This window comes from Streptomyces hebeiensis, assembly GCF_052983195.1.
On sequence record NZ_CM129812.1, the window covers coordinates 1,238,694 to 1,263,665 of the forward strand.

Sequence of the window (24,972 nt, forward strand, 5' to 3'; positions counted from 1 at the left end):
ACGACCGAGGCCACGCCCGCGGCGATCGCCGCGGAACGGCCGGTGGCCGGCCGGCCTACGGGCGCCCGACGGTCCGAATAGCCCCATCGAACGTACGGGCTAATACTGGAACGAGGAGGTGCGTCATGCGCAAGATTGCCGACTGCCGGGATTTCCCCAGCGAGACCAAGTGCACCCTCGCCATCTCCGGTGAGGAGGAGGAAGTCGTGCGCGCCGCCGGCGAGCACGCCGAATCCGTGCACGGACACACGAACGGCCCGGAGCTGCGGGAGCAGATCCGCTCCATGCTGAAGGACGACGTCCCGCAGCACGCCTGAGCCGCACGGCTGATGCCGGAGGCCGTGACGCGGACCTCGCGTCGCGGACCTGGATCGCGGCACCGGCCAGGGCCCGCCACCGGTTCCCTCCCGGCGGCGGGCCCGCTTCCGCCCGGGCCCGGCCCGCAGGCCTCCCGTGGATCTCCGGCGGTCCCACCGGCGCCGCCGCTCCCCCCGTGTCCGGCTCGTAGAATCGCCGGATGAGCGCTCCCGACTCCGGTCCCGTGATCACCTCCGAGCCAGGCACCGCGGCGAACTCCCCGGCGGCCGGCGCGGCCACCGAGGAGAGCGAAGCGCTGCGAACGCTGCGCCGCGTCTTCGGGTACGACTCCTTCCGGGGCGGCCAACGGGAGATCATCGATCACGTGGTGGCCGGCGGCGACGCGCTCGTCCTCATGCCGACCGGTGGCGGCAAGTCGCTCTGCTACCAGATCCCGGCACTCGTGCGGAAGGGCGTCGGCGTCGTCGTCTCCCCGCTGATCGCCCTCATGCAGGACCAGGTCGACGCCCTGCGTGCGCTCGGCGTCCGCGCCGGGTTCCTGAACTCCACGCAGGACCTGGACGAACGGCGGCTGGTGGAGGCCGAGTTCCTCTCCGGCGAGCTGGACCTGCTCTACCTGGCGCCCGAGCGGCTGCGCGTCGAGTCGACCGCACGCCTGCTGGAGCGCGGCACGATCTCACTGTTCGCCATCGACGAGGCGCACTGCGTGGCGCAGTGGGGGCACGACTTCCGGCCCGACTACCTCGCCCTGTCGTCGCTGCACGAACGCTGGCCGGACGTCCCGCGCATCGCGCTGACCGCGACCGCCACCCAGGCCACGCACACGGAGATCGCCACGCGGCTCAGCCTCCAGAACGCCCGGCACTTCGTCGCGAGCTTCGACCGGCCCAACATCCAGTACCGGATCGCGCCCAAGAACGACCCCAAGAAACAGCTGCTCCAGCTGCTGCGCACCGAGCACGCCGGGGACGCGGGGATCGTCTACTGCCTGTCCCGGGCCTCGGTGGAGAAGACCGCCGAGTTCCTGGTGCGGAACGGGGTCGCCGCACTCCCGTACCACGCGGGTCTCGACGCCGCGACGCGCGCCGAGCACCAGGCGCGCTTCCTGCGGGAGGAGGGGCTGGTCATGGTGGCGACGATCGCGTTCGGCATGGGCATCGACAAGCCGGACGTGCGCTTCGTGGCCCATCTCGACCTGCCGAAGTCGGTCGAGGGCTACTACCAGGAGACCGGCCGGGCCGGGCGGGACGGGCTGCCGTCCACGGCCTGGCTGGCGTACGGACTCCAGGACGTCGTCCAGCAGCGGAAGATGATCGACACCTCCGAGGGCGATGAGGCGCACCGGCGCCGACTGGGCGCGCACGTCGACGCGATGCTGGCGCTGTGCGAGACGGTGGAGTGCCGCCGGGTCCAACTGCTGGCGTACTTCGGCGAGAAGAGCGGGCCGTGCGGGAACTGTGACACCTGCCTGACGCCCGCGGAGTCCTGGGACGGGACGGTTCCGGCGCAGAAACTGCTGTCGACGGTGGTACGGCTGAAGCGCGAGCGGAACCAGAAGTTCGGCGCCGGCCAGATCACCGACATCCTGCTGGGCCGGAAGACGGCGAAGGTCATCCAGTTCGACCACGACGCGCTCAGCGTGTTCGGCATCGGCACGGACCTGCGCGAGGCGGAATGGCGCTCGGTGGCACGGCAGTTGCTCGCCCAGGGCCTGATCGCGGTCGAGGGCGACTACGGCACGCTCGTGCTGACGGAGGACAGCGGCGAGGTGCTGGGCGGCCGGCGCCAGGTGATGCTGCGCCGCGAGCCGGAGAAGCCTGCCCGCGCACCCCGCACGGAGAAGGCGGCCAAGGGCCGCTCGGCCGCCCCCGTCGACCTGCCGGCCGAGGCGGTCCCGGTGTTCGAGTCGCTACGGGCCTGGCGCGCGGCGACGGCGAAGGAGCAGGGCGTACCCGCGTACGTCATCTTCCACGACGCGACGCTGCGCGAGATCGCGACGACGGCCCCGACGACGTTGGCGGAGCTGGGCACGGTGACCGGGGTCGGGGAGAACAAGCTGGCGAAGTACGGGGAGCAGATCCTTCAGACGCTGGGCACGCTCTGAGGCGGCCGTGAGCCCAAGGACCCCTTACCGCGCACGGGCCGGGCGCCGGTCTACTTCCCCGGCGCCAGGTCCCGCGTCCCCGCGCGCTTGCCGTAGTGGTCCTTGACCACCCTGGTCATCGCCCCGGCCGGGTCCCCGCCCACCTCCTTGGCGGCGAAGAAGACGTGCCCGCGCACGCCCGCGTGCTTCTTGGCCAGCGTGAGGTGCCGGGACAGCTCCGCCGGGTCGCGCCAGGGGGCGGGCTGGGCCGGGTCGCCGGCCTTGTAGAGGGCCTCGCCCACGTAGAGGTCCACTCCGGTGGACCGGACCACCCCGTTCCACCAGCGCAGCAGCGTGCCGTAGTCGCACGCGGCATGGCCGATCTCCCAGTACAACTGCGGGACGACGTAGTCGATCCAGCCCTTCCTGACCCATGTGCGGGTGTCGGCGTACAGGTCGTCGTACGTCTGGACGCCGCCCCGCGTGTCGGACCCCGCCGGATCGGTGGTGGCGTTCCGCCAGACGCCGAACGGGCTGATCCCGAACCGCACGTCCTTCCTCGTCCTCGCGATCCGCTCCGACGTCTCCCGCACCAGCCGGTCGATGTTGTCCCGACGCCAGGCCGCCCGACTGGAGAAACCCGTGCCGTAGCGCTTGTAGGCCGCGTCGTCCTGGAACGTCTGGCCGGCGACCGGGTACGGATAGAAGTAGTCGTCCCAGTGGACCGCGTCGATCGCGTACCGCCGGACCGCGTCCAGCATCGCGTCCTGGACGAACTTCCTGACCTCGGGCAGCCCGGGGTTGTAGTAGAGCTTCCCGCCGTACGGCACGACCCAGCCGGGGTGCAGCCGCGCGGGGTGCTTCGCGGTCAGCCGCGACGGGTCGGTGTGGTTCGCCACTCGGTACGGGTTGAACCAGGCGTGCAGTTCCAGGCCGCGCGCGTGCGCCTCGCGCACCGCCGTGCCCAGCGGGTCCCACCCCGGGTCCTTGCCCTGGGTGCCGGTGAGGCACTGGGCCCACGGCTCGTACGGCGAGGGCCACAGGGCGTCCGCCGTGGGCCGGACCTGGAGCATGACGGCGTTCAGCCTGCGCTTCACCGCCGTGTCCAGGTGCCGGATCAGCTCGGCGCGCTGCTGAGCGGCGGTCAGTCCGGGCTTCGACGGCCAGTCCCGGTTGGTCACGGTGGCGATCCACATGCCGCGCAGGTCCGTGCCCCGGGCGTTCGTCTCCCGCGGGTACGTGTCGGCCGGCATGTCCCCCGCCGTCAGCAGCGCGGCCGCCAGCCCCGCCGCGCCCGCCACGAGCCCGCGCCGGCCGATCACGTCGGACACCGATCGCCCTCCCGTGCCGGTCCCCGTCCTCCGGGCCGTCCCTCCGGCCGCCCCCGCCCCGTAAGCCGCCGCGTGACCCGCCCCGCGGCCGGCTCTGTGACCGGCCCCGTGTCCGGTCCCGCCGTCGGGCCCCGTCCGCTTCCGCTCCGCCGCCATACGTCTCGCCACCGTCCTTCCGTACCGGAACCGACCCCACGGGGACCGGACCGCACCGCACCTCACCGCGCCACAGCGCGTCCTGACACCATCGCATCCCGTCACACCCGTCCCTACGGCCGCTCCGGGCACAGCAGCCTTCCCGCCCCGGCCCACCGCCCACACACCTCGGCGGAGTAACGTCCTGTCCCGAGGCGGGCGCCGGACAGCAGCCGGCGACCATGGGGACCTGCCGCGACACGGACCAGCGAAAGGCACGATGTGACCGAGACCCTGACCGATATCGCCCGCGTCGGAGTGGTGGGCTGCGGCCAGATGGGCGCAGGCATCGCCGAGGTCGCCGCCCGCAGCGGCCTGGAGGTCATGGTCGCGGAGACCACCGGGGAGGCGCTGGAGATCGGCCGTACCCGCCTGCTGAACTCGCTCGCGAAGGCCGCCGAGCGCGGCAAGATCACCGAGCCGGAGCGGGACGCCGCCATCGACCGGCTCAGTTTCACCACGGACCTCGGGGAGTTCGCCGACCGTGACCTCGTCATCGAGGCGGTCGTGGAGAACGAGCAGGTCAAAACCGAGATCTTCCAGGTGCTCGACCAGGTGGTGACCCGCTCCGACGCGATCCTCGCCTCCAACACCTCCTCCATCCCGCTGGTCAAGCTAGCCGTCGCGACCTCCCGCCCCCACCAGGTGATCGGGATCCACTTCTTCAACCCCGCGCCCGTGCAGAGGCTGGTCGAGCTGATCCCGGCGCTGACGACCTCCGAGGAGACGGTCCTGCGGGCCGAGGCGGTGGTCACGGGGCTGCTGGGCAAGCATGCCATCCGGGCCCAGGACCGCTCGGGCTTTGTGGTGAACGCGCTGCTCATCCCGTATCTGCTCGCCGCGGTCCGGATGTTCGAGTCGGGCGCCGCGAGCCGCGAGGACATCGACAACGGCATGGAGATGGGGTGCGCCCACCCGATGGGGCCGCTCAAGCTCGCGGATCTGATCGGTCTCGACACCGTCGCGTCGGTCGCCGACTCGATGTACGCGGAGTTCAAGGAGCCCCTGTACGCCGCTCCCCCGCTGCTCCAGCGCATGGTGGACGCGGGCCGGCTCGGCCGGAAGACGGGCGCGGGCTTCTACCCGTACGCCTGACCACCGGGCCCCGGTCGCCGCCCCGGGCCGGACCACGGCACCGGGCAGGCCCGGGCATCGGGTCGTCACCGAGCGTGTGATACCCCGCGCTTTTCCGGCCGCGCCCGCACGCCCCCGCGCACACCCGCACACCCCGTTCACACGGCGTGTGCGCAGGGCGCCCGCATATGCATGCCACACACCTTCCGGCCTGCTCCTCAAGAGAGTTGACTCGGTTCTGCGCACATGAGAACCGAAGAACGACTTTCCCGAACAGGAGCGAACTCTTGACCCCCGATACCGATCAGCCCGTGGCCGCCGACACCTACGCGGAGTTACGTCGCGGCCTCGACGTCGGTCTCGCCAAGGCGGACGGAAGGATGGCGCTACTGGCCCAGCGCAACGACCAGACCGAGAGAGACGTGGACGATCTGGCCGCGCGCGTCGCGGCGCTGGAACACTCCAGGTGGCCGCTGCCCACTCTGGGGACGCTCTGCTCACTCGGAGCGCTTGTCGTGACGGTCTGGCAGGTGCTCAGCCGCTGACCTCATCGGCCGACGGCCCCTGACGAAACCCCCCGCGTCCCCCGACGAGCCCTACGGCCCGATGAACCCGACAGCTCCGAACGGTCCCGACGGCCTTCAGCCGAGCCGCAAGTGATGGAGCATCAGGAGACCGGCCGTCATATTGGCGGCCGGGATCTCCCCCCGGGCGATCATGCCCGGCACGCGTTCGAGCGGGACCCACTCCCGGCGTGAGGACTCGAAGTCGTCCTCGGGATGGCCGATGTACGTCGCGCTGTCCCCCCAGTAGAGGTGGTGCCGGGCGTCGGTCAGGCCGTTGGAGGGCTCGACCGTGAGCAGGTGCCGCAGCGGTCCCGGCCGCCAGCCGGTCTCCTCCTCCATCTCCCGGGCCGCCGCGGCGGCGATGTCCTCGCCGTCCTCGACCACACCGGCGGCCAGTTCCCAGCCCCAGCTGTCGGTGATGAAGCGGTGCCGCCAGAGCATGAGCACCTCGTTGGCGTCGTTGACCACGGTCGCCACGGCGACCGGGCGGAGCCGGATGAGGAAGTGGTCCAGGTGCCGGCCGTCGGGGAGCTTGACGTCCGCGAGGTTGACCCGGAACCAACGGTTCTCATACACGGTCTGTTCGCTCAAGTTTGTCCACTGCACGTTTCTGCCACCTTCCGTCGAGTTGGTGGCAATATGGCAGCAGCCGTACAACCGCGCGGGAACGCGCGGGGCGATCACCGACGGCCTTGCCCCAGGCCCCGCACGGGCCCCGACAGGCCCCGGAGCCTTCCCTTCCGGCTTGGCCGAGGACCCTGGGCCCGGGCCGGACCTCGGACCGGGCCTCGGTCCGGACCTCCGTCCGGACCTCCGTCCGGATCCTGGAGCGGATCCGCCGAGGGCGTCCTCTACAGCGGAACCCGCAGGGCCCCGTCGATCAGTTCGGCCGTCTCGCCCGCGTCCGCGGAACCACTGGCGACCAACTGCTCGCGAACCTCCCGCAGCCGGTCCCGCAGCCGCTGGGACTCCATGCCCCGGGCCCGTTCCGCCATCTCCGCCGCCGTCCGCGCGGCCCGGTCCGCCTCGCCCAGCCGCAGTTCGATATGGCTGAGCATGGCGAGCCGGTGCACCCGGCCCCGGTCGTGCGCCGGGGTCTCGACGGCCGCCGAGGCATGCTCCCGGGCGGCCGTCAGTTCGCCGAGGCTGAGCAGCGCCTCCGCCACCTGTACGTTCACCAGTCCGGGCTGGACGTAGCCCGTCTCGTCCGGCTCGTACCCCGGTCTGATGCGCTCAGCCTCCGTCTCCGCCCGCCGGATACAGCCGAGCGCCCCGGCGGCGTCGCCGAGGTGCGCATACGACTTCGCCTGCATCGCGTACAGATCCGCGGCCAGCGCGGGGGTGATCTGGCGGCCCGCCGTACGCAGCGCCGCCTCGGCGAAGGCGACGGCCTGGCGGTACTCCCCCAGGTAGACGGACTGGTTGACCAGGAGCGCGATCACATAGGCGCCGAGCCCGCGGTCGCCGCTCGCCTTGGCCAGCCGCAGTGCCTGGTGGAAGTAGCGCTGGGCCAGCCCGTGGGAGTCGGAGTCGTAGGCGCAGATCCCGGCCACCGCGACCAGCCCGCCGGTCGCCCGGTGCAACTGCCGCCCCAGGGAGTCGGTGTAACCGCCGCGCAGCAGCGGCGCCGTCTCGGCGTTGAGGAAGCCGACCACGCGGGCGCGGGTCGCGACCCCGCCCGTCCGCCGGTACATCAGTTCGTAGTGCGCCCGTGCCGCCCGCAGCAGGTGGACGTCGGACGGCGAGACCTTCGTCCGGCCCGGGCGGGAGACGTCGGAGTCCTCCGGAGGGTTCTCCCACTCCCACACGGGCATCACGGCGGGGGTGCCGGTGACGGCGGGAGCGCTCACGATGTGCGGCCGCTGCTGCTCGTCGCTGCGCCACAGCGCCGTGGCCCGCTCCACGAACCCGGCGAGCGGCGTGGCGCCCGGCATCAGCGGTTCGCCCGGTACGCCGAGACCGATGTCGTCCAGCGACAACGGCCGTCGCAGCCGGTCGCCGAGCACCACACAGATCAGGTCGGGTACTTGGCCGCGCGGCCGCTGGCCTTTCAACCAGCGTGAGACGGCGGTGTGTTCGTAGCGCAGCGCGAGGCCCCTGGCCCGGCCCGCGTGGTTGATCCGTGCGGCGAGGCCCGCATGGGAAATGCCCGCTTCGTCAAGTAAGGAATCGAGCAGGGTGTTGGGCTGCATCTGGCCCCTCCGGTGACTCGGTACACCCAGAGTAGCGAAGCCCACCCAGAGTAGCGAAGCCCGCGGAACACACGGGGTGTGAACGGAATGCGCCGGGCCGTGCCACACGCACTCTGCCGCCGCGGCCACGGCGGCGGTCGACTGTTCCTCGCCTCCCGACGGAGCCCTCGCCGGCCGGACGGGGCCGGGGAGGGGCCGGGCCGCCGGCCTCCCGCCTATACGGGTACGGCGGCCCGCTCCCGCGCCGTCCGTCCCGGTGTCCTGCCCGACTCCCGCGGCGGGGCGGACGGCGCCGGCCCGGTTCGCCACCGGGCCGGACAAACGGACAAGGGGCGTACCCGGAAAGGAGATCCGAGTACACCCCTCGACACGCGCCGCCCGCGGACACATACGGACGGCGCTACCTCTCCCACACGGCCTACGCGCCGCGCAGCACCGCGCCCGTGCGCTCGGCCGCGAGGGCGACCGCCGCGTCCCGGGCCGCCGTGGCCTCCTCGACCGTCAGCGTCCGGTCCGCAGCGCGGAAGCGCAGGGCGTACGCCAGCGACTTGTGGCCCGCGCCGATCTGCTCGCCCGTGAAGACGTCGAACAGCCGCAGGGACTCCAGGAGTTCGCCCGCGCCCTCGCGCAGCGCCCGCTCCACCTCGACGGCCGGCACCTCGGCGGGGACGACCAGCGCCACGTCCTGGGTGGCGACCGGGTAGGCGGAGATGCGGGGCGCCCGGAGCGGGCCCGTGCCCGCGCGCTCCAGCAGGTCGAGGTCGAGTTCCATGGCACAGGTCCTGGCGGGCAGCCCGAGCGCCTTCACGGTCCGCGGGTGCAGCTCGCCCGCGTGGCCGACGGGCGTCTCGACGCCGTCCACGGTGACGAAGAGCGCGGCGCACCGGCCCGGGTGCCACGGCTCGTACTGGCCGGCCCGGACGAGCAGTTCGGCCCCCGCCTCGCGGGCGACGCCGCGGGCCGCCTCGACGGCGTCCGCCCAGTCGGCCGGGCGGCCCCGGCCCCACCAGCCGGCCTGTTCGCGGGCCCCGGCCAGGACGACGGCGGCGTGCCGCGGCTGGCGCGGCAGCGCCGCGTCGAGCGTGGCCAGCTGCTCGTCGGCCGGGCGCCGGTCCACGGGCAGCCGGGCCGGTACGGTCTCCTCGCCGGTGGCCCGGAAGACCAGCCCGGTCTCGAACAGCGCCAGGTCGTGCGAGCCCCGGCCGTCGTTGCGGCGGAGCGCGGCGAGCAGGCCCGGCAGCAGCGTGGTGCGCAGCGCGGGCTCCTCGTCGGAGAGCGGGTTGGCCAGCGTGACCGTACGGCGCCGGTCGTCTTCGGCGGGCAGGCCCAGGGCGTCGAGCGCCGCGTCCCCGAGGAACGGGTAGTTCAGCGCCTCGACGTAACCGGCGCCCGCCAGCGCCCGGCCCACCCGGCGGTGCAGCCGCTGCCGCTCGGTCAGCCCGCGCCCCGCGGGCGGGGTGGGCAGCGTCGAGGGGAGGTTCTCGTACCCCTCCAGGCGGATGACCTCCTCGGCGAGGTCGTTGGGCTCGCGCAGGTCGGGCCGCCAGGACGGGACGGTGACGACCAGTTCGTCCTGCCCGTAGACGTCGCAGCCGATCTGCTGGAGCCGCCGTACGACGGTCTCCCGGCCGTAGTCGACTCCCGCGACCCGGTCGGGGTGGTCGGCCGGCATGGCGACGGTGTGCGGCGCGGAGGGCGCGATGACCTCCGTGACGCCGGCCTCGGCCGAACCGCCGGCGAGCAGCACCAGCAGGTCGGCGGTCCGCTGCGCGGCGGGTGCCGTGGCCTCGGGGTCGACGCCCCGCTCGAAGCGCTTGGACGCCTCGGAGGGGAGCTTGTGGCGGCGCGCGGCGCGGGCGATCGTGATCGGGTCGAAGTGCGCGGCCTCGATGACCACCTCGGTGGTGCCGGTCACCTCGCCGGTCCCGGGGTCGGTCACCGGGTCGGCGATCTCGGTGTCGGCACCGCCCATCACGCCGGCCAGCCCGATGGGGCCCCGGTTGTCGGTGATGACGAGGTCCTCGGGGTCGAGGACCCGCTTGGCACCGTCGAGGGTGGTGATCTTCTCCCCGGACCGGGCGCGCCGGACACCGATCGGCCCGTCCAGCCGGGACCGGTCGTAGGCGTGCAGCGGCTGGCCCAGCTCCAGCATCACGTAGTTGGTGATGTCGACGGCGAGCGAGACCGGCCGCATGCCCGCCTTCTGGAGGCGGCGCGTGAGCCAGATCGGGCTGCGGGCCTCGGGGTCGATGCCGGTGACCGTACGGGCGGTGAAGCGGGAGCAGCCCACCGGGTCGGCGACCTTGACCGGGTGGCCGTGGGCGTTCGGGGCCGGGGTGTCGATCAGCGCCGGGTCGCGCAGCGGCAGGCCGTAGGCGATGGCGGTCTCCCGGGCGACCCCGCGCATCGAGAGGCAGTAGCCGCGGTCGGGGGTGACGGCGATGTCGAGGACCTCGTCCACCAGCTCCAGCAGGGCGATGGCGTCGGTGCCGGCCTCGTGCTCGGGCGACAGCACGATGATGCCGCCCGAGCCGTCGTCGCCCATGCCCAGCTCGTCGCCGGAGCAGATCATGCCGTGCGAGACCTTGCCGTACGTCTTGCGCGCGGAGATCGCGAAGCCACCGGGGAGGACGGCGCCGGGCAGCACCACGACGACCTTGTCCCCGACGGCGAAGTTGCGTGCGCCGCAGACGATCTCCTGCGGCTCGCCGGTGCCGTTGGCGGTGCCGACGTCGACCGTGCAGAAGCGGATCGGCTTCTTGAAGCCCTCCAGCTCCTCGATGGTGAGCACCTTGCCGACGACCAGGGGACCCTTGAGGTCGGCGCCGAGCCGCTCGACGGTCTCGACCTCCAGACCGGCGGAGACGAGCCTCGCCTGGACGTCACGGCCGGTCTCCGTCGCCGGCAGGTCGACGTACTCCCGCAGCCAGGAAAGCGGGACGCGCATCAGATCTCCATCCCGAAGGGCCGGGTGAACCGGACATCACCTTCGACCATGTCTCGCATGTCTTCGACGTTGTGGCGGAACATCAGCATCCGTTCGATGCCGAACCCGAAGGCGAATCCGCTGTACTTCCGGGGATCGACGCCACAGGCCGTGAGCACCTTGGGGTTGACCATGCCGCAGCCGCCCAGCTCGATCCAGCCCTCGCTGCCGCAGGTGCGGCAGGGCCGGTCGGGGTTGCCGACGGACTCGCCGCGGCAGACGTAGCAGACCATGTCCATCTCGGCGGACGGCTCGGTGAAGGGGAAGAAGTTCGGGCGGAGCCGGGTCTTCATGCCGGGCCCGAAGAGCGCCCGGACCATGTGGTCGAGGGTGCCCTTGAGGTCGGCCATGGTCAGGCCCTCGTCGACGGCGAGCAGCTCGATCTGGTGGAAGACCGGGGTGTGCGTGGCGTCCAGCTCGTCGGTGCGGTAGACCCGCCCCGGACAGACGACGTAGACGGGCGGCTCGCGGTCGATCAGCGTGCGGGCCTGGACCGGCGAGGTGTGCGTACGGAGCACCACTCCGGACTCGTCGGCCGCCGTTCCCTCCGGGCCCCGCACGAAGAACGTGTCCTGCATCTGGCGCGCGGGGTGATCGGGGACAAAGTTGAGCGCGTCGAAGTTGAACCACTCCGCCTCGGCCTCGGGCCCCTCCGCGATCTCGTAGCCCATGGCGACGAAGACATCGGCGACCCGTTCCATGAACGTGGTCAGCGGGTGGCGGGCGCCGGCGGGGACGCGGTCGTAGGGCAGGGTGACGTCCACCGCCTCCTCGACCAGCACCCGGGCGTCCCGCTCGGCCTCCAGCTCCGCCTGACGGGCGGCGAGCGCCTTGGACACGGCGCCGCGCGCCTGCCCCACCCGCTTGCCCGCCTCGGCCTTGGCCTGCGGCGGCAGCGCGCCGATCTCGCGGTTGGCCAGGGCCAGCGGCGAGGTGCCCGAGGTGTGGGCCGTCTTGGCGTGGGCGAGCGCGTCGAGGTCACCGGCGGCGGCGAAGGCGGCGAGCGCCTCGTCCCGCATGCGCTCGATCTCTTCCGGTTTCAGTGCTTCGACCTCGACTGGGTCGTACGACTTGTTGGGTGCCGACATCTCTTCCCGTACTTCCGATTGGCTGGCGAAACGGCCCCCGTCGGGTCCCTGGAACCGGCTCGGACTCCGGGGCGCGATCACGGGGCGCGAAGGTGCCGAAAGTCGAGTCTACGGGCCGTACGGGGGTGAGGCGGTCGCAAGGTCCGCCGCGCGGTGCGTGCGGTACGCGCGGCGCGGAGGCCGGCGGTCGGCCGTGCGCGGGCCGGGCGGGCCGGAGCGAGTGACCCGGGTGAGCCCGTGGGCGGCTCAGGACAGATAGGCCGGAGCGCCGACGGGCAGGGTAAATCGGAACTCCGCGCCGCCGCAGGGCCCCCGGCCGACCGTGATCGTGCCGCCGTGGGCCTCGACGATGCCCTTGACGATGTAGAGGCCGAGACCGGTCCCGCCGCGCTTGCTGCCCCGCCAGAAGCGGGTGAAGACACGGCTCATCGACTCCTCGGGAATGCCGGGGCCCTCGTCGCACACGGTGACGGCCGTTCCCTTCTCCTCGCTGTCCGCGCGCACGAGTCGCGCGGCCGCCACCTCGATGGTGACGGTTCCCTCGCCGTGGCGCACCGCGTTTTCCAGCAGGTTGGCGAGGATCTGGTCGATCTTGTCGGGGTCGGCCCACAGATCGGGCAGCGGCTGCTGGATCCGCACCAGGAACCGGTCGGGCGACTGCCCGGAGGCGGTGTGGGCCTGGACGTGGCGGCCGACGGCCGCGCCGATGTCGACCGGCTGGCGGCGTACCTCCAGCCGGCCCGAATCGATGCGGGAGATGTCGAGCAGTTCCGCGATCAGCCGGGTGACCCGGTTGGCGTCGGCGTCGACGGTCTCCAGCATCAGCCGCTTCTGGTCGTCGGTGAACCGCTCCCACTTGGCCAGCAGCGTCGCCGTGAACCCCTTCACGGACGTCAGCGGCGAGCGCAGTTCGTGGGCGACGGTGGCGATCAGCTCCGCGTGGCTGCGCTCCGTACGGCGCCGGGCCTCGGTGCCGCGGATGGAGACGACCAGCCGGTGGACGGGCCCGGTGGGCCGGGTACGCACGTAGCGCGCCGAGACCAGGACCTCGCGGCCGCCCGGCAGCAGCAGGTTCCGCTCGGGCTGGCCGACCCGCGTGGCCAGCCCCCCGTACGGGTCGGTCAGGGCCCACCAGCGGCGGCCCTTGAGGTCCTCCAGCGGCAGGGCGCGCTCCAGCGGTTCGCCGAGCGCCTCGGAGAGCGGTACGGCGGTGATACGGACGGCGGCGGCGTTGAAGCCGATGACGCGGCCGGTCTCGTCGGCGACGACCAGGCCGTCGGGGAGGTCGTCGGGGCCGATCCCCAGATCGCCGATCCCCAGATCGCCGATTCCCAGGTCACCGCCCCGAGGCTCGCCGATCCCCAGGCCGCCGGCCACGGGCTCACCGGTTCCCTGGTCACCGGCCAGGTTCTCGTCGGGACCGGTCCCGGTCCCGTGCTCGGCACCGGGAGCGCGTCCGGTCCCGTCGCGGGGTCCGTTCCCGGGGAGCGACGCCGTCCCGGCTTCGACACGGCCGACGGCGGCACCGGCCACCCCGTCGTCCGACGCCGGCCCGGCGGCAGGATCCGGCGCGGAACCGGTGGTGCCTGTTCCGCACCGGTCGGAGGCACGTGGTGAAGGTAAGGGTCCCTGGACCCGGGCGGGGCCGCTCGCGTCGACAACCATCCCGCATCCCACCTTCTTCCGCGTCGCTCAGTGCTCAGTGGGGCTCCGAAACCGCCACACTACTAGCTGAACGTGACGGAGCGGACCCCCTCAGCGTTCACCGCGGCTTCGCTGGGCGCGCGCTGAGGCATAGAGACATACGGCCGCGGCCGTCGCGAGGTTCAGGCTCTCCGCCTTTCCGTGGATCGGCACCCGCACGACGGCGTCCGCGAGGGCCCTGGTCTCCGCCGGCAGCCCCCATGCCTCGTTGCCGAAGATCCAGGCCGTGGGCCCGCCCATGGTGCCCGCGTCCAGTTCGTCGTCCAGGTCGTCCGCGCCCGCCCCGTCGGCCGCCAGAATCCGGACGCCCGCTTCCTTGAGCCCGTGGACGGCCTGCTCGACGGGGACGCCGACGGCCACCGGCAGATGGAAGAGCGAGCCCACGGAGGCCCGTACTGACTTGGGGTTGTACAGGTCGACGGAGGCGTCGGTGAGCACGACGGCGTCGGCGCCCGCGGCGTCCGCGCAGCGCAGCACCGTACCGGCGTTCCCCGGGTCGCGGACGTGCGCCAGGACGGCGACCAGCCGGGGCCGGGAGCGAAGGATGTCCTCGAACGGCGAGTCGAGGAAGCGGCAGACGCCGAGCAGCCCCTGGGGGGTGACGGTCTGGGACACCTCGGCGATCACCGCGTCGGCGGCGAAGTGCACGCGGGCGCCGGCCGCGCGGGCCGCGGCGACGATGTCCGCGTACCGTTCGGCGGCCTCGACGGTGGCGAACAGTTCCAGGAGCGTCGGTTCACCGCCCGCACCGCGGTGCGCCACCGCCTCCCGTACGGCCTGCGGCCCCTCGGCGATGAACCGCCGCTCCTTGCCCCGGAAGGCGCGCTTGGCGAGCCGCCGCGCGGCCGTGACACGCGGGGAACGCGGGGAGATCAGCTCGGGGGTGCCCATGGGCGGCGGCTCTCACTTCTCGTACGGGTCGGAACGGGGGCGGACAGGGCCGGAACGCACCGGACCCGCAGGCGCTGTGCCTGCGGGTCCGGCGGGAAGAACGGCGTCCTGACGACGGTCGGTCGACGGTCAGGCGGCGGCCTTCGGGGCGTTGACGTCGCTCGGAAGCGCCTTCTGGGCGACCTCAACCAGCGCCGCGAACGCGTTCGCGTCGTTGACCGCGAGCTCGGCCAGGATCTTGCGGTCCACCTCGACGTTGGCGGCCTTCAGCCCCTGGATGAAGCGGTTGTAGGTGATGCCGTTGGCGCGGGCAGCGGCGTTGATGCGCTGGATCCACAGCTGACGGAAGTCGCCCTTGCGCTTCTTGCGGTCGTTGTAGTTGTAGACGAGGGAGTGGGTGACCTGCTCCTTCGCCTTGCGGTACAGGCGCGAGCGCTGGCCGCGGTAGCCGCTGGCCTGCTCGAGGATTGCCCGGCGCTTCTTGTGGGCGTTGACTGCCCGCTTGACGCGTGCCACGTGTTAACTCCTTGTAGCGGGGCCGTGGTAGTGCTCACACGGCCCGGAAACGAATGATCCCGGTCCTGTGGTCGCGGCCCCCGTCACCGGGGGACGCGGCCTCACTTGCCGAGAAGCTTCTTGATCTTCTTGGCGTCGCCCGGGGCCATCTCGGCGTTGCCGGTGAGGCGACGCGTCAGCTTGGACGACTTGTGCTCGAGCAGGTGGCGCTTGCCGGCCCGCTCGCGCAGCACCTTGCCGGAGCCGGTGATCTTGAAGCGCTTGCTGGCACCGCTGTGCGACTTGTTCTTCGGCATGGCGCCGTTTCTCTCCTCGTCAGTGGCGCTCCCAGCCGGTCGCGGGCGACCGGCGAGCGGGAGCGTCAGATCTCTGGTATGGGGTTCCGGGCCGGAACCGGGGGCCGCGCGAGCGGTCCGCCCCGGCTCACGCCTCGGAAGACGCCTCGGCCGGGGTCTCGGCCGCCTCGCTCTGGCGTCCCGCCTTGCGGGCGTCCTGAGCCGCGCGCGCCTCGGCCATGGCCTCGGTCTTCTTCTTGTGCGGGCCAAGAACCATGATCATGTTCCGGCCGTCCTGCTTCGGGTTCGACTCGATGAACCCGAGGTCCTCGACATCCGAAGCGAGCCGCTGGAGCAGCCGGAAGCCCAGCTCGGGCCGGGACTGCTCACGACCGCGGAACATGATCGTGATCTTTACCTTGTCGCCCTGCTTGAGGAACCGGACGACATGACCCTTCTTGGTGTCGTAGTCGTGCGGGTCGATCTTCGGCCGGAGCTTCATCTCCTTGATGACCGTGTGCGCCTGGTTCTTGCGCGCCTCACGGGCCTTCATGGCCGACTCGTACTTGAACTTCCCGTAGTCCATGAGCTTGCACACGGGCGGACGGGCGTTCGCCGCGACCTCGACCAGGTCCAGGTCGTACTCCTGCGCAAGCTCCAGTGCCTTGGCCAGCGGGACGATGCCCACCTGCTCACCACTGGGACCGACAAGTCGCACCTCGGGAACGCGAATCCGGTCGTTGATGCGGGGCTCGGCGCTGATGGATCCTCCTCGGTAGCACCACACGACTGTCTGGCAGACAGCCGCGCAACGTCTGTTCTTCTCTTCGGACCAACCGCGGCGGCACATCAAAAATGCCCCGGAACGGCACACAGGCAGGAGCTCCTCGAAACCGGAGCACCGCCGCGTACTGCCACGGGGCGCATCGGGCGACCTCCATCGTCCGTACGGAACGATGGCCGCCGCCTGACCGGTGACCCGCTGCCCGACAGGGGCAGCCAGGTGGGAGATCGGAGCCTCCACTTGCGGGCCGGGCACTCGGGTGTCCGGCCGGTCGTCACTCCAGGTTAGCAGCCGCCGCGCGGGTGCGCTAACCAGGCGTCCGCCGGAATCCCGGGGACGGGATCGCGGCGGCGGGGGCCTATCGTGTGGAGCATGAGCGACGCGATCCCCTCCTCCCCCGACGCCGGAGCCGACGCCGGAGCCGATGCCGCCGCCGCGTCGGCCGGCTTCGACGCCATGACCCGCGACATCGCGGAGGTGCCCGCCGTCGAGGTGATCGTCACGGTCGCCGTCAACCTGATGAGCGCGGCCGCCGTCAAGCTCGGCCTGACCGAGGACGGAGCGGAGCACAAGGATCTCGACGAGGCGCGGAAGCTGGTCCACGCGCTGGCCGGGCTGCTGGACGCGAGCACGACGGAGATCAGCTCGTTCCACGCGGCACCGCTGCGGGACGGGCTGAAGTCGCTCCAGCTCGCGTTCCGGGAGGCGTCACTCGTGCCGGACGAGCCGGGACAGGGCCCCGGCGAGAAGTACACGGGTCCGGTCTACGGCTGAGCCGCCGGGGCCGCGCATTCCACGTCGCGTGCGCCTTCCGCCGTCCGTGCGGCGCGGGTGCCCGCGCCGTTACGGGGCGCCCATCCCCCTCACCATCGCGCCCCACCACTCATCCGCGCACGAACAAGGGCTCGCCCGGTGGCGTGGCCTCGGCCGGCAGCAGCGCCAGGTCGAGCCCGCGCACCAGGCGGGCCCTCAGCACGTCGTCGGCCGCCAGCGCCCGGGCGACCCGACGGGCGGCCTCGGCGGGCGGCGCCGCCGGCCCCAGGACGAGCGCGAGCGTGCCGTCCGCGCTGCCCGGACCGAGATAGGCGCGCAGCACGGCGGGTTCCGCGGCGACCGCGGAACGCACCGCCGCGGTGACGGCCGGGTCGTCGAGCGGATCGGCGCTGACGCGCCCCTCGGCGAGGGCGAGCAGGGCGGAACCCGCCAGCTGGTAGGGGACGGGACCCGCCAGGTCGAGCACCAGCGTGTCGGCCTTCTCGTGCGCGGCGGCCCGGAGCGCCTGGTGCAGGGGTACGGCGACGGGCCGGGCCGCCGGGTCCCAGCGGGCCAGCGTCTCGGTGGAGGTGAAGGCGGGCAGCGCGCGCCGGTCGCCGGCGGTGAGCGTGGGCACGGCCATGTCACTGGTCTTCTCGCGCCGCAGCCCGCCCGCCCGTCGCCCACCACCGCCCTCACCGGACGCTGCGCGGCCCCCCTCGTCCTCCTCCTCCACCTCGCCGAGGACCGCGACCACGGGCACGAGCAGCCGGGCCCCCTTCAACGCGGCCAGGACCTCCGGCTCGGCGGAGGGATCCGCCGCCCAGGCGGCGAGGGCCGCCGCGAGAGCGGGGTCGGCGCCGCCGTCGTCGTCCGAGAAACCGGGGTCCGGAATGTTCTTCAGCTCCACAAGTCGAGACTAGATGAGCGGCTCCGCCGTAGAGTCGTCGGGTGAATCTCTCGGTCGCGGTGTACGACATGGCGGACGGGCGGGGAACGGCGTACGGCGCGGACCGCGTGTACGTCACCGCCAGTGTGGTGAAGACGGCGATCCTGGCCGCGTTGTTGCTCAGGGTCCAGGACGCGGGCCGGTGGCTGACGGCCGAACAGGAGCGCCTGGCCGAGGAGATGATGCGGCGCAGCGACAACGACGCGGCGACGGCCCTGCGGGAGGCGGTCGGCGGTATCGAGGGGCTGCGCGCCGCCCACGCGCGGCTGGGGATGGACAGGACCGAGGCGGAGCGGGCGTGGGGACTGACCCGCACCACCGCGAGCGACCAACTGACCCTGCTGAGAGCGGTGTTCGCACCCGAGGCCGGCGCCTCGGCGCTCGACGGCGATTCCCGAGCGTATCTGGCGGGACTGATGGGGCGTGTGGTGCCGGGCCAGGACTGGGGCGTCTCGGCGGCCGGCGGTGACTGGGCCCTGAAGAACGGCTGGCTGCCGAGGAGCGACAGCGGCCTGTGGGTGATCCACTCGGTGGGCCGGGTGGATCACCGTCTGATGGCGGTGTTGTCGGACGGTCACGCCTCGATGGAGGAGGGGATAGCCCGGGTGGAGGAAGCGGCGAAGGGGGCGATGCGGCGCCCGGTGTGACACGGGTCGGCTCGCCGGGTCACCGTGTCACGACGCCCCGGCTCCCGGCATCCGGGCTCCCGGCGTCCGAATCCCACGGTCGGCGGCCGACTCCCGCGGTCGGCTTCCGGCGTCACCGGTACGACGCGCCGTCGGCGTACCGGGACGCCGCGCCGCCGGTACGGCGGAGGCCCGCTCCCCCGCGCCACAGGACCACCGCGCAGGCCAGCAGGAGCGCCCCGGCGCCACCGGCCACGGGAGCGATCCATCCGGAGGGCTCAGGCGCCGCCTCGGCCCGCTCCGGACCGCTGCCGAAGTACCGCTTGCCGTAGTCGGCGGCCTCGTCCCGCGGATCGGTACGGGGCAGCTTGCCGCCCTCCTCGATCGCCGCGGCCGGGTCCACGAACCCGTACCCCCGCAGGTCGTCCCGGCCGCCCGCGGGGGCGTCCCGGGCGGTGTCCATGAGGAGCTTCTTAATCTGCGCGGGGGTCAGGTCGGGGTGCGCGGACCGTACGAGGGCGACGGCCCCGGAGACGAACGCGGCGGCGGCGCTGGTCCCCCAGCCCTCGTAGTAGCGGCGGTCGGGGTCCGCTATGACGACGTCGACGCCCGGGGCGCTGACGGTGGCGTACCAGCGGCGGGTGGAGAAGGGGGCGTGCGAGCCGAAGCGGTCGACGGCGGCCACGGCGATCACGCCGGGGTAGGCGGCGGGGTACGAGACGCGGTCGCCCTTCTCGCCGCCGTTGCCGGCCGAGGCGACGACGACCGCGCCCTTGTCGAGGGCGTAGCGGACCGCGGCGTCCTCGGCCGGCTCGGGGTGGGCGGACTCGCTGTCGTCGCCGAGGGAGAGGTTGATGACGTCGGCGCCCTGGTCGGCGGCCCAGCGTATGCCTTCGGCGAGCGCGCCGCCCTTGGAGGCCCGGGCCTTGTCGCGGGCGGGGTCGGTGCCTTCGAGGATCACCCGGATGGGGAGGATCTTGGCCTGGGGCGCGATGCCGAGAACGCCGTCGGCGCCGCCGGTGCCATGCCCGTGCCCGGCGATGATCCCGGCCATGGCGGTGCCGTGCCGGGCCCAGGAGCGGTCGCCGGAGGTGGCGCCGAAACCGATCAGGTCCCTGCCGGGCAGGACCTGTCCGGTGAGGTCGGGGTGGGAGTCGTCGACGCCGGTGTCGAGGACGGCGACCGTGATGCCGGCACCCTGGCTGGTGCGCCACGCCTGTTCGGTGCGCAGCGCGTCGAGGGCCCACTGCTGGGCCCGGATCGTGTCGGCGTGCACGGGTGCGGCGGGGACGAGCAGGAAGGCCGCGGCGGCGAGTACGGCGGCGGCCCGGTGCCGGGCCCGGCGGCCGGGGCGGCGGGAGCCGGCGCCCGGGGCCGTCCGCGAGGCGGTGGCCGGGGCGGTCCGTGGGCCGGTGTGCGAAGCGGGCATGGCGGTCCTCGGGCTCGTACGGATACGTGCTGTGCCCGCCGCCCCGGCGGCGGGGCTCACGGCGTCCCCGGCCGGGCTCACCGCGTCCCCGGCCGGGCTCACGGCTTCTCCGCCGTACCGTCGACGACGGCCTTGCGCAGTCCGCGCTCGACCCGGTCCGCGATGCCCTTCGCCTCGTGCCCGAGGCCGGCCTGCGCGGGCGCCGTCGTGGCGCCCTTGGCCATCGCGGCGGCCGCGGGCTGCGGGGTGCTGACGACGCGTCCGTCCGCGAAGCCGGAGACGGCGAAGACGACGACGGGCGCGTCGGTGAGGACGTTCACGGTCCAGCTCGCGCGCTGGGCGTCCCCGAAACCGGCGGCGGGGGTCCCCCTGACGGGGAAGCCGCGGGGCATCAGATCGGCGCGCTCGTCGAGGCCGTCGGTCCTGAAGCGGGTGCGCAGGGCGGTCATGGCGGCGGCGTCGGCCTCCGTGAAGACGAGGCCGACGGTGGTGACGGTGCTGGAGGTGGTGTCGGCGTAGGTGGCGCGCAGCACGCGCGCGCAGCCGACCGGGCGCAGGGCGGTCAGGAGCCGGGTGTCGACCGTACCGGCGCAGCCGCTGTCGGGCGCCACGCCGACGCGTACCCAGTCCCGGTCGGCACCGCCGGGACCCGCGCCGTTCCCCTTGAGGGCGCGGGGGAAGAAGGTGTCGACGGGGATGCTGTGCCAGAGACCCCGGGCGGTGGTGAACGTGTCCTGGGCGGGGGGCTCGGCCGCGGAGTCGCCGGTGAGCCAACTGCCCGTGGCGGCACCGCCGATCAGCCCGAGTCCGAGGACGACACAGACGACGGCGGCCACGGCCCTGCCGCGCCGCCGTGCGGGCCTGGCCTGTTCGCCTTCCCACGGAATCGGCTGATCCGGTGGGTACGCGACGCCGGGGGCGGCCCCGCCGAAGGGACGGGTGCGCGGCATGGGCGGCACGGGAACGGAGGCGGGGACGGGCCGCAGCCGGGTCGTCGTCTCGCTGGGTGTGTGCCCGGTGGGCGGCGTGTGCCCCGAGGACGGCGCGGGATGTGGCGCCGGCGCGGGTACGGGTGCGGGACGCGCGTCGGGAGAGGGACGCGGCGCGGGGCCCGGCCGCGCGGCGGGCGGGACCGCCGGCGGTACGGGACGGTCGCCGTCGGGCGGACCGCTCACAGGCGCCGAACCCCCGGCGGAGGGTGTCCGCGGCGTACGCGGACCGGCGGCGGGGCGTTGCTCGGCGCCACCCGGCGGCGGGACGGCCGGGCCCGGTCGCTCACCGGGGCGGGAGCCGCCGGCCGACGGTGCCCGCGCGGGGCGTGGAACGGTGGTGCCGGCGGGGGCGCCCGCCGCGCGCGGGCGGACCAGACCGGTGCGCGGATCGGCCGCCGGTACCGGTCGCGCACCGGCCTCCGGGGCGCCAGCCCGCGGCGCCTGCGGCCGCCCGGCCGAGGAGCCGGGCGCCGGGACCGGGGCCGGACGGGTCGGCGCCCCGGTCGTGCCGTGCGCGCGGGCCGCGGGCGGCCGCGGACGGTCGGGGCCCTGGGCCTTGACCGGCGGCGCGGCCGACGGGGGCGGCGCGGTCGACGAACGCGGCGCTGCGGCCGGGGGCGAGAGGGGCGGCGCGGTCGACGAGAGGGAGGGAGACGGCGGGGGCACCGTAGGAGCCGGTATCCGGGACGGCGGCTCCGACGGCGGAAGGAGCGCTTCCGTGATCCGTGAGACCGGTGTGTCTTCCGCCTCCGGTTCTCCGTCGGGCTTCGCGGGCGCCACGGGCCCGGACGGTACCGGGCGAGGTACGGGGGCACGTCCCGCTCCGGTGGTCATCCGCCCCCCTGTGCCACTGTGCCGCCCCTGCCGACCGGGTCCCCCGACCCGCCGGCGCCGCCGGGCCGGGGCCCGGATCGTCCTGGCGGATCAGGCACGTTCGCGATCCTGTGTACGTCACTCTACGGGCTGGAGAGGCCCCCGCGGGTACGCGCGCGAAAGCCCCGGGCGATCTGCCCAGATCATCCCCTGCCGCGCGTTGATCCGGTCTGGCAAGCTCGGCCCATGACTCCACGCGCCACTGACCGGGCCCGCTACGACCGGGCGACCGCGCATCTCGACGCTCCCCTCGCCCTCGTCGACGTGGCGGCGCTGGACGCCAACGCCGACGATCTCGTCCGGCGCGCGGCGGGCAAACCCGTCCGGGTGGCGAGCAAGTCCGTCCGCAGCCGGGCGCTCCTGGAACGCGTCCTGGCGCGGGACGGTTTCGCCGGGATCATGTCCTTCACCCTGGCCGAGTCGCTGTGGCTGGCCGGAGCGGGGTTCGACGACGTGCTCCTCGCCTATCCCTCCGCCGACCGCGTCGGCTACGCGCGGCTCGCGGCGGATCCGAAACTGGCCGCCGCCGTCACCGTGATGGTCGACGACCCCGCACAGCTGAACCTGATCGACGCGGCCCGTGACGGTGGCCGGGAAGAGATCAGGGTCTGTCTGGAACTGGACACGTCCTTACGCCTGTTCGGTGGCCGGTTCCGGGTCGGCGCACGCCGTTCACCGCTGCGCGAGCCCGCCCAGCTGGCCGAGCTGGCCCGCTCCGTCGCGCGCCGGCCCGGTTTCCGCCTGGTCGGGCTGATGGCGTACGAGGGCCATGTGGCCGGTGTCGGGGACGCGTTGGCGGGACGGCCGCTGCGCTCGCGCGCGATCCGTGTGATGCAGTCCGTGGCCCGTCGCGAACTGGCGGAGCGGCGCGCGGCCGTGGTGCGCGCGGTCCGGGCCGTCGCCCCGGACCTGGAGTTCGTCAACGGCGGCGGCACGGGCAGTGTCCAGCACACCGCCGCCGAGCACGCGGTGACGGAGATCGCCGCGGGCTCCGGCCTCTACGTGCCACGGCTGTTCGACAACTACACGTCGTTCACCGGCCGCCCCGCCGCCCTGTTCGCCCTGCCCGTGGTCCGTCGGCCCGGCGTGGGCGTCGTCACGGTCCTCGGCGGCGGCTATCCCGCGTCCGGGGCGGCGGGCCGGGACCGGCTGCCCGAGCCGTACCTCCCCGAGGGGCTGCGCTACGACGCGCAGGAGGGCGCGGGCGAGGTGCAGACCCCGCTGCTCGGTCCGGCCGCCGACGACCTGCTGGTCGGTGACAAGGTGTGGTTCCGGCACGCCAAGGCCGGGGAGCTGTGCGAGCGGTTCGCCACCCTGCACCTGGTCGAGGGCGACCGGGTGGTCGAGTCCGTCCCCACCTACCGCGGCGAGGGCCACACGTTCCTGTGAACCGCCCGCGGGCGGGCGCCGACGCGTCTGCCGGACCGGCCGCCCGGGCCCACCGCCCGGCACCGCGCGGCCCGTCCGGGCGCCCGCGCCTCACGGACCGATCGAACTGCCCACCCCGCCCGAGACATCGCCGATCGGACGGATCCCCTCGGTGATCGTGTCCATCATGCTCGGCGGAACCGCTCTCGACTCCGGCCCCTTGTCGAAGGCGAAGCGCACGACGACCGGTGACTCACTGCCGCGCGCCGAGGGGAAGACCAGCGACTGCACATAGCCGCCCGGCCCGTGCTTGGTCCTCACCTGCCACCGCACCAGGTACCCGGAGCGGTTCGCGACCACGGCCGGCCCGGACGTGACCACCGTGTGGGACACGATGCGCCCGTAGAGGCGGTCACCGACGACGTTCTCCTCGTACATCGTGTCGGCGGCCCGGGAGATGTCCTGCTCGGCCAGCGCCCGCGGAGAGGTCTCGTCGGTGTCCGTGACCGTGCGGGTGGTGACCCTGCCCCAGGGGCAGAACCGCCCCGAGTCGCCCGGGCACTCGTAGGTGTCCGTCGTGGACATCGTGACGTTCCCGTCGGTCGTGCTCTGCGGTATCTCCCAGCCGTCGGGAATCGGCAGCGTGATGCCGTTGAGCTGGTCGACCAGGACCGTCGCGTCCTGGCCGGGGGTGCCGCTGGGCGTCGCGCCGGTGCCGCCCTCCGCCGCGGCGGGCGTGGAGGGCGGGGGCGCGTCGCCGCCCGTGGCGCTCGGCCGGGTCCCGGACTCGTCGTCGCCGAGCAGTGTCACTCCGGCGGCGACCGCCACGACGAGAGCCACACCGACGGCGAACACCGCCAACAGGCCGCCGTTCCGGCCGTCCTTGCCTCCGCCTCCCCCTGCCGTGCCTCCACCGTCTCCGTGACGCGCCCCGCCTGCGCCCTGCTCCTCGCCGCCGCCCGGCATGCGGGTGTGGGCGGTCCAGGCGGTCCCGTCCCACCAGCGTTCGAGCGAGGGGACGCCGGGATCGGGGTACCAGCCCGGTGGAGTCGGCATACTCATCCGCCCACCATATGGTCTGACCCCCGGCCCCCACACGGGGGCGGTGGACGCCTATACGGGAGTGACGTACGCCCCCGAGATGCCTCCGTCGACCAGGAAGTCCGTCGCGTTCACGAACGACGAGTCGTCGCTGGCGAGGAAGGCGACCGCCGCCGCGATCTCGTCCGCCTCCGCGAACCGCCCGAGCGGGATGTGCACCAGCCGCCGCGCCGCACGCTCCGGGTCCTTGGCGAACAGCTCGCGCAACAGCGGGGTGTTGACGGGTCCCGGGCACAGCGCGTTGACGCGGATCCCCTCGCGCGCGAACTGCACACCCAGTTCGCGCGACATCGCGAGCACTCCGCCCTTGGACGCGGTGTACGAGATCTGTGAGGTCGCCGCTCCCATCCGGGCCACGAAGGAGGCGGTGTTGATGACGGAGCCCTTGCCCTGGCGCCGCATGTAGGGGATCGCGGCCTTGCAGCACAGGTAGACGGAGGTGAGGTTGACCTCCTGGACGCGCGCCCACGCCTCGATCCCGGTGGTGAGGATCGAGTCGTCCTCGGGCGGGGAGATGCCCGCGTTGTTGAACGCGACGTCGACGCTGCCGTAGGTCTCGTACGCCGTCCGGAACAGCGCCTCGACCTCGTCGGCGTCGGTCACGTCGACGCGGACGAAGATGCCGCCCACCTGTTCGGCCGCCGCCTTGCCCGCGCTCTCGTCGATGTCCCCGCAGACGACACGCGCGCCCTCGGAGGCGAGCCGGCGGGCGGCGGCCAGTCCGATGCCGCTGCCCGCGCCGGTGACGACGGCGGTACGGCCGACCAGCCGGCGGCAGACCGCGACCTCGGGCCCGGGCCCGGGCCCGGGACAGGTGTCGGGCGTGGCGTCCGACGTGGCGTCGGGCAGGGGCCGGTTCGTGCGGTCGCTCATGCTGC

22 protein-coding genes are annotated in these 24,972 nt (G+C 73.5%); 7 read left to right on the forward strand and 15 right to left on the reverse strand.

The annotated features are described in order from the left end of the window. Nucleotides 1–125: 125 nt before the first annotated feature. Nucleotides 126–317, forward strand: a complete 192-nt coding sequence (locus ACU6P3_RS05330) for a DUF1059 domain-containing protein (RefSeq protein WP_344277022.1) — start codon at nt 126–128, stop codon at nt 315–317. A gap of 200 nt (nt 318–517) precedes the next feature. Next, entirely contained in the window at nt 518–2,422 is a 1,905-nt protein-coding gene (gene recQ, locus ACU6P3_RS05335) for a DNA helicase RecQ (protein WP_447196130.1), read from the forward strand. A gap of 50 nt (nt 2,423–2,472) precedes the next feature. On the opposite strand, the gene ACU6P3_RS05340 is transcribed toward recQ, so the two are convergent. Next, nucleotides 2,473–3,654 carry a glycoside hydrolase family 10-like protein gene (locus ACU6P3_RS05340; RefSeq protein ID WP_447197772.1) on the reverse strand — a complete coding sequence of 394 codons (1,182 nt, stop codon included), beginning with the start codon at nt 3,652–3,654 and terminating at the stop codon, nt 2,473–2,475. 507 nt (nt 3,655–4,161) lie between these two features. Here ACU6P3_RS05340 and ACU6P3_RS05345 point away from each other — a divergent pair. Together ACU6P3_RS05345 and ACU6P3_RS05350 are read left to right on the forward strand one after the other, a co-directional pair. After that, entirely contained in the window at nt 4,162–5,022 is an 861-nt protein-coding gene (locus ACU6P3_RS05345; protein ID WP_447197773.1) for a 3-hydroxybutyryl-CoA dehydrogenase, read from the forward strand. A 266-nt stretch (nt 5,023–5,288) separates the two neighbouring features. Continuing rightward, the gene (locus ACU6P3_RS05350) at nt 5,289–5,546 is read left to right on the forward strand and encodes a hypothetical protein (RefSeq protein WP_447196131.1); all 258 of its coding nucleotides are present in this window, start codon (nt 5,289–5,291) and stop codon (nt 5,544–5,546) included. Between the two features lie 96 nt (nt 5,547–5,642). Here the strand turns inward: ACU6P3_RS05350 and ACU6P3_RS05355 are convergent, their stop codons facing one another. From ACU6P3_RS05355 to infC, 9 genes are all read right to left on the reverse strand, one after another. Then, the gene (locus ACU6P3_RS05355; protein WP_030754415.1) at nt 5,643–6,173 is read right to left on the reverse strand and encodes an NUDIX hydrolase; all 531 of its coding nucleotides are present in this window, start codon (nt 6,171–6,173) and stop codon (nt 5,643–5,645) included. Between the two features lie 245 nt (nt 6,174–6,418). Beyond that, nucleotides 6,419–7,759 carry an NsdA family TPR-like regulatory protein gene (locus ACU6P3_RS05360; RefSeq protein WP_447196132.1) on the reverse strand — a complete coding sequence of 447 codons (1,341 nt, stop codon included), beginning with the start codon at nt 7,757–7,759 and terminating at the stop codon, nt 6,419–6,421. A gap of 418 nt (nt 7,760–8,177) precedes the next feature. Then, entirely contained in the window at nt 8,178–10,706 is a 2,529-nt protein-coding gene (gene pheT / locus ACU6P3_RS05365) for a phenylalanine--tRNA ligase subunit beta (protein ID WP_447196133.1), read from the reverse strand. Next, on the reverse strand, nt 10,706–11,833 hold the full coding sequence (gene pheS, locus ACU6P3_RS05370) for a phenylalanine--tRNA ligase subunit alpha (protein ID WP_447196134.1): 1,128 nt from the start codon (nt 11,831–11,833) through the stop codon (nt 10,706–10,708). Before pheS ends, pheT begins: the two co-directional genes overlap by 1 nt. 246 nt (nt 11,834–12,079) lie before the next feature. After that, nucleotides 12,080–13,192, reverse strand: a complete 1,113-nt coding sequence (locus ACU6P3_RS05375) for a sensor histidine kinase (protein ID WP_344277190.1) — start codon at nt 13,190–13,192, stop codon at nt 12,080–12,082. Between the two features lie 396 nt (nt 13,193–13,588). Then, nucleotides 13,589–14,428 (reverse strand): TrmH family RNA methyltransferase, encoded by an 840-nt coding sequence (locus ACU6P3_RS05380; RefSeq protein ID WP_447196135.1) that lies wholly within the window; start codon nt 14,426–14,428, stop codon nt 13,589–13,591. Nucleotides 14,429–14,557: 129 nt separating this feature from the next. Further along, on the reverse strand, nt 14,558–14,944 hold the full coding sequence (gene rplT / locus ACU6P3_RS05385; RefSeq protein ID WP_017945472.1) for a 50S ribosomal protein L20: 387 nt from the start codon (nt 14,942–14,944) through the stop codon (nt 14,558–14,560). A 101-nt stretch (nt 14,945–15,045) separates the two neighbouring features. Next, the gene (gene rpmI, locus ACU6P3_RS05390; protein ID WP_030754426.1) at nt 15,046–15,240 is read right to left on the reverse strand and encodes a 50S ribosomal protein L35; all 195 of its coding nucleotides are present in this window, start codon (nt 15,238–15,240) and stop codon (nt 15,046–15,048) included. 127 nt (nt 15,241–15,367) lie between these two features. Continuing rightward, the gene (gene infC / locus ACU6P3_RS05395) at nt 15,368–16,006 is read right to left on the reverse strand and encodes a translation initiation factor IF-3 (protein ID WP_037804583.1); all 639 of its coding nucleotides are present in this window, start codon (nt 16,004–16,006) and stop codon (nt 15,368–15,370) included. A 369-nt stretch (nt 16,007–16,375) separates the two neighbouring features. On the opposite strand from infC, the gene ACU6P3_RS05400 reads away from it, so the two are divergent. Further along, on the forward strand, nt 16,376–16,777 hold the full coding sequence (locus ACU6P3_RS05400) for a DUF1844 domain-containing protein (protein ID WP_447196136.1): 402 nt from the start codon (nt 16,376–16,378) through the stop codon (nt 16,775–16,777). 109 nt (nt 16,778–16,886) lie between these two features. Here the strand turns inward: ACU6P3_RS05400 and ACU6P3_RS05405 are convergent, their stop codons facing one another. Next, a complete protein-coding gene (locus tag ACU6P3_RS05405) occupies nt 16,887–17,666 on the reverse strand; it encodes an SseB family protein (RefSeq protein ID WP_447196137.1) in 780 nt (259 codons plus the stop codon). A 41-nt stretch (nt 17,667–17,707) separates the two neighbouring features. On the opposite strand from ACU6P3_RS05405, the gene ACU6P3_RS05410 reads away from it, so the two are divergent. Further along, nucleotides 17,708–18,352, forward strand: coding sequence for a serine hydrolase (locus tag ACU6P3_RS05410; protein WP_447196138.1), 645 nt, complete (start codon nt 17,708–17,710; stop codon nt 18,350–18,352). Nucleotides 18,353–18,464: 112 nt separating this feature from the next. Here the strand turns inward: ACU6P3_RS05410 and mycP are convergent, their stop codons facing one another. Both mycP and ACU6P3_RS05420 read right to left on the reverse strand, forming a co-directional pair. Further along, nucleotides 18,465–19,760, reverse strand: coding sequence for a type VII secretion-associated serine protease mycosin (gene mycP, locus ACU6P3_RS05415; protein WP_447196139.1), 1,296 nt, complete (start codon nt 19,758–19,760; stop codon nt 18,465–18,467). Between the two features lie 98 nt (nt 19,761–19,858). Beyond that, entirely contained in the window at nt 19,859–20,935 is a 1,077-nt protein-coding gene (locus tag ACU6P3_RS05420) for a hypothetical protein (protein WP_447196140.1), read from the reverse strand. Between the two features lie 876 nt (nt 20,936–21,811). Here ACU6P3_RS05420 and ACU6P3_RS05425 point away from each other — a divergent pair. Next, on the forward strand, nt 21,812–23,014 hold the full coding sequence (locus tag ACU6P3_RS05425) for an amino acid deaminase/aldolase (protein WP_447196141.1): 1,203 nt from the start codon (nt 21,812–21,814) through the stop codon (nt 23,012–23,014). Between the two features lie 90 nt (nt 23,015–23,104). Here ACU6P3_RS05425 and ACU6P3_RS05430 read toward each other — a convergent pair whose 3' ends face one another. Both ACU6P3_RS05430 and ACU6P3_RS05435 read right to left on the reverse strand, forming a co-directional pair. Next, complete coding sequence (locus ACU6P3_RS05430; RefSeq protein ID WP_447196142.1) at nt 23,105–24,055, reverse strand: DUF2510 domain-containing protein; 951 nt, start codon at nt 24,053–24,055, stop codon at nt 23,105–23,107. Nucleotides 24,056–24,106: 51 nt separating this feature from the next. Continuing rightward, complete coding sequence (locus ACU6P3_RS05435; protein WP_447196143.1) at nt 24,107–24,967, reverse strand: 3-oxoacyl-ACP reductase; 861 nt, start codon at nt 24,965–24,967, stop codon at nt 24,107–24,109. Between the last annotated feature and the right edge of the window lie 5 nt (nt 24,968–24,972).

Coding starts and splice junctions, on each gene's coding strand:
- pheT (WP_447196133.1), bottom strand. CDS start 10,706: ATGCGCGTCCCGCTTTCCTGGCTGCGGGAGTACGTCGACCTGCCGGCG.
- ACU6P3_RS05435 (WP_447196143.1), bottom strand. CDS start 24,967: ATGAGCGACCGCACGAACCGGCCCCTGCCCGACGCCACGTCGGACGCC.
- ACU6P3_RS05400 (WP_447196136.1), top strand. CDS start 16,376: ATGAGCGACGCGATCCCCTCCTCCCCCGACGCCGGAGCCGACGCCGGA.
- pheS (WP_447196134.1), bottom strand. CDS start 11,833: ATGTCGGCACCCAACAAGTCGTACGACCCAGTCGAGGTCGAAGCACTG.
- ACU6P3_RS05425 (WP_447196141.1), top strand. CDS start 21,812: ATGACTCCACGCGCCACTGACCGGGCCCGCTACGACCGGGCGACCGCG.
- ACU6P3_RS05360 (WP_447196132.1), bottom strand. CDS start 7,759: ATGCAGCCCAACACCCTGCTCGATTCCTTACTTGACGAAGCGGGCATT.
- rpmI (WP_030754426.1), bottom strand. CDS start 15,240: ATGCCGAAGAACAAGTCGCACAGCGGTGCCAGCAAGCGCTTCAAGATC.
- ACU6P3_RS05430 (WP_447196142.1), bottom strand. CDS start 24,055: ATGAGTATGCCGACTCCACCGGGCTGGTACCCCGATCCCGGCGTCCCC.
- ACU6P3_RS05330 (WP_344277022.1), top strand. CDS start 126: ATGCGCAAGATTGCCGACTGCCGGGATTTCCCCAGCGAGACCAAGTGC.
- ACU6P3_RS05340 (WP_447197772.1), bottom strand. CDS start 3,654: ATGCCGGCCGACACGTACCCGCGGGAGACGAACGCCCGGGGCACGGAC.
- recQ (WP_447196130.1), top strand. CDS start 518: ATGAGCGCTCCCGACTCCGGTCCCGTGATCACCTCCGAGCCAGGCACC.
- mycP (WP_447196139.1), bottom strand. CDS start 19,760: ATGCCCGCTTCGCACACCGGCCCACGGACCGCCCCGGCCACCGCCTCG.
- ACU6P3_RS05380 (WP_447196135.1), bottom strand. CDS start 14,428: ATGGGCACCCCCGAGCTGATCTCCCCGCGTTCCCCGCGTGTCACGGCC.